This window comes from Psychrobacter halodurans, assembly GCF_017498075.1.
In the GTDB taxonomy this organism is placed as follows: domain Bacteria; phylum Pseudomonadota; class Gammaproteobacteria; order Pseudomonadales; family Moraxellaceae; genus Psychrobacter; species Psychrobacter celer.
Genome location: NZ_JAGBKN010000001.1, coordinates 256,133 through 270,460, shown reverse-complemented (window position 1 = coordinate 270,460; position 14,328 = coordinate 256,133). Strand labels below are relative to the sequence as shown.

Annotated in this window: 12 protein-coding genes; all 12 read left to right on the top strand. The window is 46.9% G+C overall.

Annotation, left to right across the window (positions count from 1 at the left end; translation table 11 throughout):
- Positions 1 to 44 precede the first annotated feature (44 nt).
- The 12 genes from proB to J3491_RS01025 all read left to right on the top strand — a co-directional run bounded on the left by proB (position 45) and on the right by J3491_RS01025 (position 14,282).
- Entirely contained in the window at positions 45 to 1,217 is a 1,173-nt protein-coding gene (proB, locus tag J3491_RS01080; RefSeq protein WP_075100693.1) for a glutamate 5-kinase, read from the top strand.
- A gap of 277 nt (positions 1,218 to 1,494) precedes the next feature.
- On the top strand, positions 1,495 to 2,631 hold the full coding sequence (gene hemE, locus J3491_RS01075) for a uroporphyrinogen decarboxylase (RefSeq protein ID WP_207968908.1): 1,137 nt from the start codon (positions 1,495 to 1,497) through the stop codon (positions 2,629 to 2,631).
- Positions 2,632 to 2,810: 179 nt separating this feature from the next.
- Positions 2,811 to 3,878 carry an N-acetyl-gamma-glutamyl-phosphate reductase gene (argC, locus tag J3491_RS01070; protein WP_207968907.1) on the top strand — a complete coding sequence of 356 codons (1,068 nt, stop codon included), beginning with the start codon at positions 2,811 to 2,813 and terminating at the stop codon, positions 3,876 to 3,878.
- Positions 3,879 to 3,991: 113 nt separating this feature from the next.
- Complete coding sequence (locus tag J3491_RS01065; protein WP_207968906.1) at positions 3,992 to 4,867, top strand: hypothetical protein; 876 nt, start codon at positions 3,992 to 3,994, stop codon at positions 4,865 to 4,867.
- A 114-nt stretch (positions 4,868 to 4,981) separates the two neighbouring features.
- The gene (locus J3491_RS01060) at positions 4,982 to 5,392 is read left to right on the top strand and encodes an ATP-dependent Clp protease adaptor ClpS (protein ID WP_207968905.1); all 411 of its coding nucleotides are present in this window, start codon (positions 4,982 to 4,984) and stop codon (positions 5,390 to 5,392) included.
- A gap of 590 nt (positions 5,393 to 5,982) precedes the next feature.
- Positions 5,983 to 8,538, top strand: a complete 2,556-nt coding sequence (gene clpA / locus J3491_RS01055) for an ATP-dependent Clp protease ATP-binding subunit ClpA (RefSeq protein WP_207968904.1) — start codon at positions 5,983 to 5,985, stop codon at positions 8,536 to 8,538.
- Positions 8,539 to 8,748: 210 nt separating this feature from the next.
- Positions 8,749 to 9,486: a uracil-DNA glycosylase gene (locus J3491_RS01050; protein WP_100749879.1), complete on the top strand. Its 738-nt coding sequence runs from the start codon at positions 8,749 to 8,751 to the stop codon at positions 9,484 to 9,486.
- 6 nt (positions 9,487 to 9,492) lie between these two features.
- A complete protein-coding gene (gene tadA, locus J3491_RS01045; RefSeq protein ID WP_207968903.1) occupies positions 9,493 to 10,119 on the top strand; it encodes a tRNA adenosine(34) deaminase TadA in 627 nt (208 codons plus the stop codon).
- 202 nt (positions 10,120 to 10,321) lie between these two features.
- Complete coding sequence (gene cmk, locus J3491_RS01040) at positions 10,322 to 11,101, top strand: (d)CMP kinase (protein ID WP_207968934.1); 780 nt, start codon at positions 10,322 to 10,324, stop codon at positions 11,099 to 11,101.
- Between the two features lie 302 nt (positions 11,102 to 11,403).
- Positions 11,404 to 13,083: a 30S ribosomal protein S1 gene (gene rpsA, locus J3491_RS01035; RefSeq protein ID WP_075100700.1), complete on the top strand. Its 1,680-nt coding sequence runs from the start codon at positions 11,404 to 11,406 to the stop codon at positions 13,081 to 13,083.
- Positions 13,084 to 13,437: 354 nt separating this feature from the next.
- Positions 13,438 to 13,743, top strand: coding sequence for an integration host factor subunit beta (locus J3491_RS01030; protein WP_075100701.1), 306 nt, complete (start codon positions 13,438 to 13,440; stop codon positions 13,741 to 13,743).
- A gap of 134 nt (positions 13,744 to 13,877) precedes the next feature.
- Positions 13,878 to 14,282: a lipopolysaccharide assembly protein LapA domain-containing protein gene (locus J3491_RS01025; protein ID WP_075100702.1), complete on the top strand. Its 405-nt coding sequence runs from the start codon at positions 13,878 to 13,880 to the stop codon at positions 14,280 to 14,282.
- Positions 14,283 to 14,328: the final 46 nt, after the last annotated feature.

Genomic DNA, 14,328 nt, shown 5'->3' with positions numbered 1-14,328 from the left:
AGAGCAACCCCCGTAATCAATTGACACAAGACACAGGAGTTTATATGGCAGATGACATAGCAAATACGACCGAAGAAGCAAGGTTTATTAAGCAAACTCGCAACTTTGATATTCAGCGCGTTATTGTCAAGATTGGCTCATCGTTATTAACCAATAACGGCCGAGGGCTGGATCGAACTGCCATTTACGAATGGGCCAAGCAAATTGCAAAGCTGCATAAGCAAGGCGTGGAAGTGCTGCTGGTGTCCTCTGGTGCAGTTGCCGAAGGTGTGGTACGTATGAACCTTGAGGAGCGCCCACGGAAGCTTGCCGCCTTGCAAGCGTGTGCATCTATTGGTCAGATGGGTTTGATTGAGACCTGGTGGTCGGCTTTGATTCAACACGGTATCCAAAGCTCACAGCTTTTGCTGACGCACGATGATTTGTCCAACCGTAGTCGTTACCTAAATACCACTGGTGCCTTGACCCAATTGTTGGACTGGCGCGTCCTGCCGGTCATCAATGAAAATGATACCATCACTATCGACGAGATTAAGTTTGGTGACAATGACACATTGGGCGCGATGGCAGCGGCGATGGTCAATGCGGATTTGTATATTATCCTCACAGACCAAGAAGGCGTCTTTACAGACAACCCGCGTGACAACCCCAATGCCAAGATGATTCGCCAAGAGCGCGCGATGGCAGATTATTTGTTTGATATCGCAGGTGATGGCGGCAAGCTTGGGCGCGGCGGTATGCTGACTAAGATCCGCGCCGGTCGCCTTGCTGCTATGGGCGGCTGTCCGACGGTGATTGTCAGTGGTGCGATCGATGATGTCATCACTCGAGTGGTCTCAGGCGAGGCGGTGGGTACGCTATTGACCACCAATGATGAAGATAAAATCATCGCCCGCAAACAGTGGCTGGCCGCCCATCTACGCATGTCAGGCACCCTGATCGTCGATGCTGGAGCGGCCAAGGCGGTGGTCGAGCATCATAAGAGCTTATTGCCTGTCGGGGTGGTAGAGGTACGCGGCGATTTTGATGAAGGCGATGTGGTAGAAGTGGTGCACCAAGACACAGGCGAGCGTATCGCGGTCGGCCAAGTCAACTTTTCATCTCGTGATGCGTGCCGTGTGGCTCGTGAGCGAACTGAGGAGTTTGATAAGATACTTGGCAATCATGAAGAGCGCGTGGTCATGGTGCACCGAGACAATCTAGCACTGACTGTCTGATCCTATTTAGCGGTCTGATCGCTATTTTCAATGACGAAGGTGTGTCCTTATTTTTATCGATAAATATCTAGCGATAGATATTTGATTGAGGATACGCCCTAATAATAAATGGCATTTAAGCTTAAGCTTTGGGCGCTCTATCAACTCATGAGACGGTTTTTAGTATTTATATGCCGCCATCTATACGTTATCAGCGTTTATCATTTTTTATTCACTTTATTTATCCAGTACAGTATGCAAAGAGATATAAATACTGTGCGGTTTTGGAGATTTGTACATGAGTGCTTCAGACAATAATCATTCGGCTCAGCAAACGTTTGCGCCGTTAAAAAACGATAGATTGCTACGTGCCTTACGCTTTGAGCCTGTTGATACCACCCCTGTTTGGATGATGCGTCAAGCTGGCCGTTATTTACCAGAATATAAAGCCACGCGGGCAGAGGCTGGCGATTTTATGAGCTTGTGTAAAGACACTGCGCGTGCCACCGAGGTCACCTTGCAGCCACTGCGTCGTTACGATTTAGATGCGGCGATTTTATTTAGCGATATTTTGACCATTCCTGATGCGATGGGTTTGGGCTTGTACTTTGAGACAGGCGAAGGCCCAAAGTTCAAGTACCCGATTCGTCAGCAGGCAGACCTTGATAGACTACCGGTGCTGGATATGAATGACTCGCTTGACTATGTCATGCGTGCGGTGACCAGTATTCGTCAGGCGCTAAATGGCCAAGTACCCTTATTTGGGTTTTCTGGTAGCCCTTGGACACTAGCCACTTATATGATCGAAGGTGGCAGCTCAAAGGACTATCGTTATACCAAAGGTTTTTTGTATAGCAATCCTGAGTTTTTGCATCAGTTATTGGATAAGTTGGCTAGCGCAGTGGTGGATTATTTGGACGCTCAAGTGGTCGCTGGTGCTCAGATTTTACAGATATTTGATAGCTGGGGCGGCGCGCTTGGTCATCGTCAGTTCGTTGACTTCTCTCATGCCTATAATAAGCGTATCGTCGCTGAGCTAAAGATTCGTCACCCGCAGATCCCAGTGGTGCTATTTACCAAAGGCGGTGGCCTGTGGCTCGATGTGCAAGCAGACAGTCAGGCGGACGCACTCGGGCTAGACTGGACCATGCCGCTAGATCGCGCGCGCCAAGTGCTCAATGAGAGCCAGCGTCAATTGACCAAGCAGCACAAAAAACTACAGAGCAGCAAAGCACTACAAGGCAACTTAGATCCAGCAACCTTGTACGGCTCGCCTGCCACCATCCGCGCAGAAGTAACGGCGATGCTCGATAGAGCCTATGCAGATGGTGAAAAAACAGGCTACGTGGCAAACTTAGGTCACGGTATCACGCAGTGGGTCAACCCTGACAATGCCAAGGTGTTTATTGATGCGGTTCATGACTATAAACTTTAGTTTATAGCGCATGAGCCATGCTTTGATGCGAGAGCAAATGCTTATCGCCAGTCGAATCCTGCAACGGGTACTGTCAGCGAGCTTGATGAGAGTAGAGCGATACTTGCGTTTGTTTTCTGGCTACTTTATTTTTAGGCATGATGTTACTCAAGTAAAAAACAAGTAAAAAAGGATATCTTATGATTTCAGCAGCTATTGTCGGCGGTACAGGCTATACAGGTATTGAGCTTATTCGCTTATTGTCTGCCCACCCCAACGTGTCTCTTGATTTGCTAACGTCACGTAGCGAGGCGGGTACGCGCGCTGATGAGATATTCCCAAGCTTACGCGGTATATCAGACATCGTTTTTAGTGATTTGGGTGAAGATACGCTCGGGGCGTTACAAAAGTGCGATGTGGTGTTTTTTGCGACCCCTCATGGGGTGGCGATGAAGCAGGCCGAGGCGCTCACGCAAGCGGGCGTTAAGGTCATCGATTTGGCTGCTGATTTTCGTTTGCAGTCCTTGACGGATTTTGAGCACTGGTATCAGCAGTCGCACGCCTGCCCTGAGCTGCTAAAAACGGCTGTTTATGGCTTACCTGAGGTCAATCGTGCCAAGCTTGCCGAGGCGCTGGTCGTGGGCAACCCTGGTTGCTATCCTACCACGGCGATTTTAGGTCTCAAACCCATTATCGAAAAACAAAACGCCCAAGCAGATAGACTGATCGAGCCGCGTATCGTCATCGATGCAAAATCTGGTGTCTCAGGCGCTGGACGTCAGGCAAAACTTGCGCTCAATTATGCCGAAACGACAGATAATTTTAAGGCTTATAGCGTTGAGGGGCATCGTCACCTGCCTGAGATCGAGCAGGGGGTGGCACAGTTACTAGGCAGTCAGTTTACGCATCGCATTCGTTTTTTACCGCATTTGGTGCCGATGATACGCGGTATGCTCAGCTCCATTCATATGGAGATGACAGAGGCTGGGACGGCTATTGACTGGCAGCAAGCCTTCGAGAATGCTTATGCAAGTGAGCCATTTATCGATGTCATGCCCAAAGGCAATTATCCAGATACCCGCAGTGTCCGCGCCAGTAACCGTCTGCGTATAGCGATACATCAAGACAACGAGCGCGCTGAGCTGACAGTGATCGTGGTACAGGATAACCTCGTAAAAGGAGCAGCAGGACAAGCGGTACAAAATATGAATGTCATGTTTGGGCTTGATGAGTCATTGGGATTGAATTTTGCACCCATTGTCCCTTAAGGTGTTGTTTTGTTCGCTTTTTTCTCACCTTATCATTCATCTTTATGGTGCTAGGTATTGATTATAAATTCCGCTATACTAACTTGCCCTTACTATTAAGAGATACTGTCTAAATGCGTATTCAGATCGCACTACGCCTTAGCCCGCAGCCAGCATGTGTATCATGCCAAGCCTTTGCTCCATGTGATATGGAGCAAAGAAAGCAGTCTTTTAAAACCAGCGTGGCGAGCAATATCGGGCGCACGCAGCAAGGCGCTTCGTCGTTGGTACTGGCTTTGTTTGTGGTGGTGATTCTGGTCACCGCGATTGTGGGGCTGATGTTTGGTCACAAGCTTGGCTATCAGCGCGGTACTCACTCGATGCAAAACGAAGCCAAGCAGGCGATCATTGATAGCAAAGAGGCCAGTAAAGAGCTGGAGGATTTGCGTCTAAGTAATAAGATTGCGACCAATCAAGCCGCCACTGCCAAGCAAGAGCTGGCTATTAGCTTGGCAAACTTGCATGAACTGCGTGAAAACCAGCAAACTCTGACAGTAGAAAATCGCCAACTGACGCAGCTAAATGAGGTGTATGCAGAGGCGCTCACTGAAAAAGGCGGCATGCCACTAAAAGTACTGGGGGCTAAGATTGAGCCACTACCTGAGAATGCTTTTGAGTATGGGTTTGATATTGGTATGCTCAGTGCGGATGGATCAGCCAAACGTCTAAGACCGACTTTGACCTTGCTCAATGATGGCGAGCTGGTCGAAGTGCCACTTGAGCCGGCAAACCATATAATAGAAGGTATCGTACGTATTCGCGGTCGCTTTATGATGCCATCAGGCTTTAAACCTCTACAAGTCAAGCTCAGCTTGCAAGCAGGCGATCAGCAAGTAGAGCAGCTGTATGACTGGAAGTTGGGCGATAGGGTGGACAATATGCCGCTGTCTTTATTGGATCTGCCTGAGGTGGATGAAAGTCCGATTGAGACAAAGAATACGACAGACTAGCGGCCATCTGTCTGTTCAAATCGACATCAATAACAGACGATAATAGTCTGCCTGCTAGTTACCACCTTTATCACTTCTATTACTTCAAACTTACCTTATAATTATACTTTGATTATGATAAAACAAACGACACTACAAGATGCGCCAACGGTATGCGATTGGCACTTTCCAAACCTACCCGCCCACCGTGCCCAAGATGGTGATACAGAAGAGGAAACCTCACCGCAAGCAGACGTACTGGTGGCTGAGCCAGAAATCGCCAAGCCGCCGATGTATGCGGTGGTCATGTACAACGACAACTACACACCGATGGAGTTTGTAGTGTATGTCCTGCAGTCGGAGTTTCGTCATAGTATGGATGCTGCTGTGGAAATTATGCTGACTATTCATAATAGTAGTAAAGGTATCGCGGGCATCTACCCAAAAGATATCGCTGAAACTAAGGCCAAAAAAGTCAACAGTCTGGCTCACCGCGAAGGGTATCCGTTATTGACCCAAATCGAACCACATCAAGGGGAAGGATAATAGCGACGTCTGATGCCCACACCTTTACGGAAGCCTCAAATTAATAGGTTTGGTTGTTGATGGTGTTTATCAGTCATTCCCCCATCACCATACAAGTCGCTCAATAAAACAGTGAAAACATGAAGCAGTGAGATAATAAAACGATGTTTTATCTCACTGTACTGTTTTTATAATGAATTCACTATCACGTCCCCATTCTTCACCTTACTTCTGTCTCTCTGCCTCTTTGTTGTTTGTTTTCCATTCTGTCTGTTTATCTATCTTGCTGTCTTGACGCAATATGCTTCGATACATTTTAGTCGATGTTAATAGATTGACTATGGGTAAATATCGTGTTGAGATAAAGAAAAGCGAATATGAGTCATAATGCCCTGTACTTGACTGCTCGGCGCAGGCTTAATCGTCGATAGATGACTCTTTTTATCGGTAAGGGTATCCAAAACAGGGAGGTTATGGTCCGCATTATTGATTGATATCAAGCAATTATGCCGCCATTGCCCTTGAACAATCCATCTATCGCCCTGATTTACTTACTAACTCATTCATAAAGCTATCAATTATAAAGATAGGTACAACCGTAGGAAGTCCTTATGTTAAGTCGTCATCTTGAAGTTTCTTTGCGTTTAGCAATGACGCTTGCGCGCCAAAAATCGCATGAGTATCTCACTGTTGAGCATCTATTGTTGGCACTACTAGAAAACACTCATGCCGCCAACACCCTAACGGCTTGTAATGCCAATGTTTCAGCGTTACGCACCGAGCTTGAGGCTTATATTAATAAGCACACGCCGACGGTGGATGCTGATACCGAGCAATCCCCGCAGCCAACCCAAAGCTTTGATCGCATCTTGCAGCGTGCTATCTTTCACGTACAGTCTATCGGCGGCGGCCGTTTGGTAGAAGGCTCGGATATTCTTGTGTCGATGTTTTCAGAGCACGACACCTATGCAGTATATTTGCTCAAAAAGCAAGGCATCAGCCGTCTTGAGCTGACGCAGTATCTCTCGCATGGTCAAGATAAAGATGAGCCATCAGAGCCGCGTGCATCGATGACAGGTGAGCGCCGCGGTGCCTCAGAAAAAACCAGCAAAGATCCGCTAGTCGAGTTCGCTACCAATCTAAACCAGCGTGCCGCGGAAGGTAAGACCGATCCGCTTATTGGCCGCGCGTCTGAGATTGAGCGGGCGGCACAAGTGCTATGCCGTCGCCGCAAAAACAACCCGCTATTGGTGGGCGAGCCAGGCGTAGGTAAGACCTCTATCGCTGAAGGTTTGGCGTGGCTTATCATCAACGAAAAAGCGCCAAAGCCATTAAATGGCTGCGTGATTTATAGTCTGGATATCGGCGCGCTCATCGCTGGCACCAAGTATCGCGGTGATTTTGAGAAGCGCATGAAATCCTTGCTTGATGCGCTAAAGAAAAAACCCAATGCGATTTTGTTTATTGATGAGATTCATATGATTATCGGTGCAGGGTCATCGATGAGTAGCAATATGGATGTCTCAAACTTGATCAAGCCGGCCCTTGCCAACGGCGAGCTGCGCTGTATCGGCTCGACCACCTTTACCGAGTATCGTCAGGTGTTTGAAAAGGATCATGCTCTCTCGCGTCGTTTCCAAAAAATCGACGTAAAAGAACCAAGTGTCGACGATACTATCGATATTTTACGCGGGCTTAAACCGCGTTACGAAGAGTTTCACAATGTCGAGTATAGTGATGAAGCATTGGTCACAGCAGTTCAGTTGTCAGCCAAGCACATCCATGAGCGTTTTTTGCCAGACAAGGCGATAGATGTCATCGATGAGGCAGGTGCCTATAAGCGTTTGGGTGTCGTCCCTGATGCTGATGCTGTCGCGGCAGAAGAAAGCTTCATCGCTGATTTAGAGCAGGATTTTGATACACCAGGTGCAGCAACGGACGACGATGAGACAGACTATAGCAGCGAGATGCAAGCAGAGGCAAAAACTGCCAAAGCCGATGATCGAGCCTATGCGAACGAGAAGTCTCACGAGGAATCTCAAGCCACTAAAGTGAAAAAAGCACCGATGAAAATCGATGTGGCAGATATCGAAGCCATCATTGCTAAGCTTGCCCGTATTCCGCCCAAGTCGGTGTCCAGTGATGATAAGAGTATCTTGGAGCACTTGGACCGTGACCTCAAGCACTTGGTGTTTGGTCAGGATGAAGCCATCACGACTTTGGCAGATGCCATCAAGCTGTCGCGAGCTGGGCTCAAAGCGCCAGACAAGCCGATTGGCTCGTTTATGTTTGCCGGCCCAACAGGGGTAGGTAAGACAGAGGTATCACGTCAGTTGGCCAACCTGCTCGGCGTGGAGCTGGTACGTTTTGACATGTCAGAATACATGGAAGCGCACACCGCATCACGTTTGATTGGCGCGCCTCCTGGCTATGTTGGTTATGATCAAGGCGGTCTGCTGACCGAAAAAATCAATCAGCATCCGCATTGCGTGCTGCTACTAGATGAGATCGAAAAAGCCCACCCAGATGTCTTTAACTTGCTACTGCAGGTGATGGACCATGGTACGTTGACGGATAATAATGGCCGCGTTGCTGTCTTTAAGCAGGTGATTATCATCATGACGACCAACGTCGGTGCGGAGAGTATCAGCCGCTCGTCCATGGGCTTTACCCAGCAAGATCATAGCCGTGACAATACTGAGGCGTTAAAACGGGTCTTTACCCCTGAGTTCCGTAACCGTTTGGATGCGATTATTCAGTTCAACCCATTAGATACGTCGGTTGTGGTATCAGTGGTCGATAAGTTCTTGGTTGAGCTACAAGTACAGCTCGATGACAAACAAGTGACATTAGAGATCGACGATGACGTACGTGACTATCTGGCGGACAAAGGCTATGATCGTCTAATGGGGGCTCGTCCGATGCAGCGCTTGATACAGGATGAAATCAAGAAGCCGCTCGCAAGTATGATTTTGTTTGGTGACTTGGTCAATGGCGGGGTCGTACATCTGACCTTGGCACCTGAGGCACAAGATGAAACAGACGAAAACGCTGTCGCATTAGAAAAAGGTCAGAGCGCCAATAAAGGCTCAGCAGACAGTCGTATCGTGCTGACGGTGGTGGAGACGCACGAGCCACACCCAGATTCTGAGTCATTAGCCAGCTAAGATTTTGCTACTAATATAATAAGAACGGTTGCCATATTCGTGCGGTAGCCGTTTTTTTATTGTTATAATTCATCATCTCATTTTTATTTATGTTGATTGATTTTACTAAAAGTAAGGGTCTTTTAGGTAGTAGCCAGCCAACTTTTATACATAGTTAATTCATTTCAAAATAAGTACCAGTCGTATATAACAACTAAAAAAGGACACAGTATGGAACCTCTCGATGCAAAAGCGCCAAAAACAGCCGCACAAAAAAAAGCCATCTTAGACAAAGTACGTTTGCCAGAAGACTGGAAGATGGCCTTGGCAGATGAGCTGACTTCTGAGAATATGGACAACCTACGGGCTTTTTTAAAGGAAGCTTATCAGTCGCCAGATAGCATCTATCCACCAGCGCCACTAATGTTTAATGCCTTCAATCTCACGCCATTATCTCGCGTTAAAGTGGTCATCTTAGGGCAAGACCCTTATCATCGCCCAGGTCAGGCCATGGGATTGTCGTTTTCGGTACCCAAAGCCATTCCAAAACCGCCATCACTCAATAATTTGCTAAAAGAGATGGCCGATGATATCGGTGTTCAGCCATCAGCGCATGGGGACTTGACCTATTGGGCGCAGCAAGGTGTATTACTGCTAAACAGTGCGTTGACTGTGCGAGAAGGTGAACCAAACAGTCATCAAAATCAAGGCTGGGAGCAATTTACCGATGCAGTGATCGATGTGATCAACGAACAAACAGAGCATACGGTGTTTATTTTGTGGGGTAGTAAAGCCCAGAAAAAAGGCAAATACATCCATGCTGATAAACATTTGATTTTAACCGCTGTCCATCCATCGCCGCTGGCGGCAAACCGTGGTGGATTTTTTGGTACTAAGCCGTTTTCGAAGACCAATGATTATCTCCGGCAGCATGGTCGTACACCCATTGACTGGCAGTTGCCACAGTAGCTATCTATGACCATTCCTTTTTTTGCCGCAGAGACACTGCTGCCTGATGGTATTAGTTACCACTCAAGCCCTGATAGCTTGTCTGTGGACGCTGCTGGTAGCCGTGCTCGACATCAGCTTGAGCTGAGCACTCAGCAGTTTTGGACGCTAGAAGATGTACAGTGGATGCATCAAGCATTGGCATTGGCTCAGCATGGCGCTGAGCTGGGCGAGGTGCCAGTTGGCGCGATACTGGTACATGAGCAGCAGATGATTGGTAAAGGCTTTAATGAGCCAATCGGTCGCCATGATGCCACCGCCCATGCCGAGGTAGTCGCTCTAAGAGATGCCTGTAGCCACCTAAAAAACTACCGCCTACCATCAAACACCACCTTATACGTGACCTTAGAGCCTTGCACCATGTGTATGGGCGCGCTAATCCATGCGCGAGTGGCGCGGCTGGTGTATGCGGCAAATGAGCCGCGAGCTGGCATGGTGGGTAGTCAGATGGATCTATCGGCACAAGATTTTTATAATCATATCATTACTGTACAACGGGGTTTGTGCAGTGAGCATAGCAGTCAGCTACTTAAGCGGTTTTTTCGAGCGCGTCGTCAGCTGGCCAAGCAAAAAAAATTAGATGTTAAAAAATAAGGGCTTTTGCTTATCTACAAAATGCACTGCCTGCAAATATAAGCATCAGTCATGGTGATGATAGGGTTTTCTTGCTATAATATCGCCCTATTTGGCGCTGCGATTATCAGATGGCTGTTAAGCGTTTGATAAGGTGGTGAATATCGCGCTGTCCTTGCTAGCAGTGGGCGATATATGTTGTTTTTATAATTGAGTAAACATGATGACTGTCTCTACACCTGACTTTACGCCTGATAATGCCTTACAGGACCATGATCCCTCTGAGCAAGCGGTACAGCGTTATCCCGTGATTTGTATTGATGGTCCAAGCGGGGCGGGTAAAGGCACAGTCACCTGGCGCTTAGCGCAAGCACTGGGTTATCAGTTATTAGACTCAGGGGCGCTATACCGCATCGTCGGGCTCAAAGCCTTTGAAGCAGGGTTGCTCGGTGCCGATGGTTGTCAAGACATTGACGAGCAGGCAGTACTGGCATTGACCCAAGGTTTAGATATCGTGTTTGTGCCCAATGAGGCATCAGGCCGCGTAGATATCATCGTCAATGGCGATGCCGTTGGCGAGCAAGTCCGTAACGAAACCGTTGGCGGTTATGCCTCAAAGATCGCGGTATTCCCTAAAGTGCGTCAGGCGCTGCTCACGCTGCAGCAAAAAATGGCCAGTCGCTCAGGGCTGGTCGCTGACGGCCGGGATATGGGTACTGTGGTATTCCCTGATGCGGATGTTAAGGTGTTTTTGACAGCCAGTGCCAAAGCGCGTGCTGAGCGCCGTGTGACTCAGCTACTGAATGCAGGGCAAACCGCAGACTTTGAGGCGATTTTAGCAACGATCAAAGCGCGTGACGAGCGTGATGAAAACCGCGCGACGGCACCATCGAAGCCTGCCAAAGACGCTTTATTGCTGGACAGTTCATGTTTGGATGCCGATAGCGTATATGCACAAGTCAAAAAATACTGTCAGGACAAAGGTATTTGTTTTAATAATTAATAAAAACAATACAGTAACTACCAACTCACTACCAAAAAATTTGCTACAGGCTTTGGTTTTAGTATAAAATTGTATAAGTAGAGATGTGCAATAAGCCAAAGCCAACATTGAACCAAGAGTAAAAATGTGAGCGGGCAGTAAAGACAGTTGTTGCTAATGAGTGTGATGAGATGCTCGCTTATTAGCAACAAAGGTTTTTTATATGACTGCATAAGATATAAAACCAGTATTCTCGTTTTATGCAATCATAAATTTGATCCGTACTGTGCTGGACAGGATACGGCTATACAAAGGTAGACATAATGGAATCATTTGCTGAACTATTTGAAGCGAGCATTGAAGAGCAGGGTCTGGATATCGAGCGTGGCTCGGTTATTACAGGTACTGTTGTGGCCATCGATAGCGATTGGATCACAGTAGATACTGGTCTTAAATCTGAAGGTATCGTCGCTCGTGAAGAGTTTTTAAGCGAAGAAGGCGAACTTGAAGTTGAAGTTGGCGATAGCGTTGATGTCGTGGTTGAAGCGGTTGATAATGGTATGGGTCAAACCCTACTATCACGCGAAAAAGCCAAGCGCGTCGAGACGTGGAATGTCCTTGAAAAAATCTATGATAACGATGAGATCGTAAAAGGTATCATTTCTAGCAAAGTAAAAGGTGGTTTTACTGTAGACGTGGGTTCAGTACGCGCGTTCTTACCAGGCTCATTGGTTGATGTACGTCCGATTCGTGACACCACACATCTTGAAGGCAAAGAGCTAGAATTCAAAGTCATCAAGCTTGACCAAAAACGTAACAACGTTGTGGTTAGCCGCCGCGCAGTAATGGAAGCTGAAAACTCAGCTGAGCGCGAAGAGCTATTGAACAAGCTTGAAGAAGGTATCGAGATCGAAGGTATCGTCAAAAACCTAACTGATTACGGTGCGTTCGTTGATCTTGGTGGTATCGATGGCTTGCTACACATCACTGACATGGCATGGCGCCGTATCAAGCACCCATCTGAGGTGGTTGAAGTCGGTCAAGACCTAAAAGTTAAAGTATTGAAGTTTGACCGTGAGCGCAACCGCGTAAGCCTAGGTCTAAAACAACTTGGTACCGATCCTTGGGACAACGTTGGCGGTACTTACCCAGTCGGTAGTATTGTTAAAGCTCGCGTTACCAACCTAACTGATTACGGTTGCTTCGCTGAGATCTCTGAAGGTATCGAAGGTCTAGTACACGTATCAGAGATGGATCACACCAACAAAAACATCCACCCATCAAAAGTTGTACAAGTGGGTGACGAAGTTGACGTGATGATCCTAGATATTGATGAAGAGCGTCGTCGTATCAGCTTGGGTATCAAGCAAACCCTAGCAAACCCATGGGAAGAGTTTGATAAGAAACATGAGCGTGGCGATAAAATCACTGGTACTATCAAGTCAATCACTGACTTTGGTATCTTTATCGGTCTAGACGGCGGTATCGATGGTCTGGTTCACTTGTCTGATATCTCTTGGAACGAAACGGGCGAAGAAGCAATCCGCAACTACAACAAAGGCGACACTGTAGAAGCAATGGTATTGTCTGTAGATGCAGAAGCGAACCGTATCAGCCTAGGCGTGAAGCAGTTAAGCTCAGATCCATTTAACGAATACCTAGTCGCCAATGACCGCGGTGCTATCGTCAATGGTAAAGTAAAAGAAGTAGACGCTAAAGGCGCTACTATCGAGCTTGCTGATGAAGTTGAAGCGTACTTACGTGCCTCTGAGATTCAGCGTGACCGTGTCGAAGATGCAACCAAGCATCTAAGCGTTGGTGATGACGTTGAAGCGAAGATCATCAGTGTGGATCGTAAGACTCGCAACATCAACTTGTCTATCAAAGCAAAAGACGAAGCTGAAGAGCGTCAAGCGATCAAAGATCTAGGTAGCAATGCGCCACAAGCAGCTGATGCTCAACCAAAAACCATTGGTGATTTGATCAAAGAGCAAATGCAGTAAGCGACAAGTTATTGATCTAAAAGTAATATAAAAAAAGCGACTTCGGTCGCTTTTTTTTATGATTGGGTGTTTGGTATGCGTTACATCTTCAAGGTTTTTGCGGAAACAAAGCAAACTCTTATTTCCATTTATGATAATATCCGCTATCATTTGCAACATTGAGTAACGAGATGTAAATCACTGCTTACTGATGAGAGCTACATTAGCACTGCTGACCGGTATTTTGCTTTTTGTTTCGATTTTCAGTATGGTCTTATACGGCTATATGAAGGGTTAAAACCTTTAAAAGACTTTAAAAAATAGTAACTTGGTTTACAATCATCTTATCCATCAATTAACAAGGCAAGCGTAACAATGCAGCAAGCGATTAATAAGTCTGAATTTATTAGTAATTTGAGTGCGAACTGTGACAATATGACTGATAGCGTGGTCGATGATGCAGTGCGTGAAATATTAAACTTAATGACCGATACACTGGCCAATGATGGCCGAGTAGAAGTACGTGGGTTTGGTAGCTTTTGTTTACATCATCGCCGTGCCCGTATGGGCCGCAATCCTAAGACTGGGGAGAGCGTACCAGTACCTGCCAAAGCCATTCCGCATTTCAAGCCAGGCAAAGCCCTGCGTGAAGCGGTCAATGACAAAGTGGCTAATGGATAGATAATACGATCATTATAGCAGCGTTTGGTAGTATTCATTAACAGTAGCGTGTCAGTCAAAAAGTAGCATCGCTGTTTGTGACAAAACGTGGTCTTTGAGTCCTTTGCAACCCATCAAACCAAGGTATATGTCTTATGCGCTTTTTACTGTTTGTACTACTGTTTTTAAGCTTCGCGTATTCATTAGGGTTGGTATTGGCCAATAATACCGAGGTTGGCGTAAATTTACTGTTTTCACAAGCGCCGACGATGAATTTGGGCTTATTACTGATCCTGTGTCTGATACTAGGTATTGTGATTGGTATGCTACTGGCGCTGCTGCTCTTTCGTGTTTTACAAAACAAATGGGAAATCTCACGTCTACAAAAAGCCAATACCAATCTGCAAGAACAACTGACGCAAGCCAATGTGGTCATCGATCGTCAAGCGACTGCGCCTTCGGTAGAAGAGGCAGTGTATGGTTCGACAGCGACCAACGTGCACGATAATCACGCCGCTAAAGATGAAGCGGCGACACTGACCAAACAAAAACGTGACTAAATCTGACTAAGTCTGAAGAGAGCGTCAGCTAGGCACCTTATGATAC

Coding starts and splice junctions, on each gene's coding strand:
- hemE (WP_207968908.1), top strand. CDS start 1,495: ATGAGTGCTTCAGACAATAATCATTCGGCTCAGCAAACGTTTGCGCCG.
- J3491_RS01025 (WP_075100702.1), top strand. CDS start 13,878: ATGCGCTTTTTACTGTTTGTACTACTGTTTTTAAGCTTCGCGTATTCA.
- argC (WP_207968907.1), top strand. CDS start 2,811: ATGATTTCAGCAGCTATTGTCGGCGGTACAGGCTATACAGGTATTGAG.
- J3491_RS01065 (WP_207968906.1), top strand. CDS start 3,992: ATGCGTATTCAGATCGCACTACGCCTTAGCCCGCAGCCAGCATGTGTA.
- J3491_RS01060 (WP_207968905.1), top strand. CDS start 4,982: ATGATAAAACAAACGACACTACAAGATGCGCCAACGGTATGCGATTGG.
- J3491_RS01050 (WP_100749879.1), top strand. CDS start 8,749: ATGGAACCTCTCGATGCAAAAGCGCCAAAAACAGCCGCACAAAAAAAA.
- rpsA (WP_075100700.1), top strand. CDS start 11,404: ATGGAATCATTTGCTGAACTATTTGAAGCGAGCATTGAAGAGCAGGGT.
- proB (WP_075100693.1), top strand. CDS start 45: ATGGCAGATGACATAGCAAATACGACCGAAGAAGCAAGGTTTATTAAG.
- cmk (WP_207968934.1), top strand. CDS start 10,322: ATGACTGTCTCTACACCTGACTTTACGCCTGATAATGCCTTACAGGAC.
- clpA (WP_207968904.1), top strand. CDS start 5,983: ATGTTAAGTCGTCATCTTGAAGTTTCTTTGCGTTTAGCAATGACGCTT.
- J3491_RS01030 (WP_075100701.1), top strand. CDS start 13,438: ATGCAGCAAGCGATTAATAAGTCTGAATTTATTAGTAATTTGAGTGCG.
- tadA (WP_207968903.1), top strand. CDS start 9,493: ATGACCATTCCTTTTTTTGCCGCAGAGACACTGCTGCCTGATGGTATT.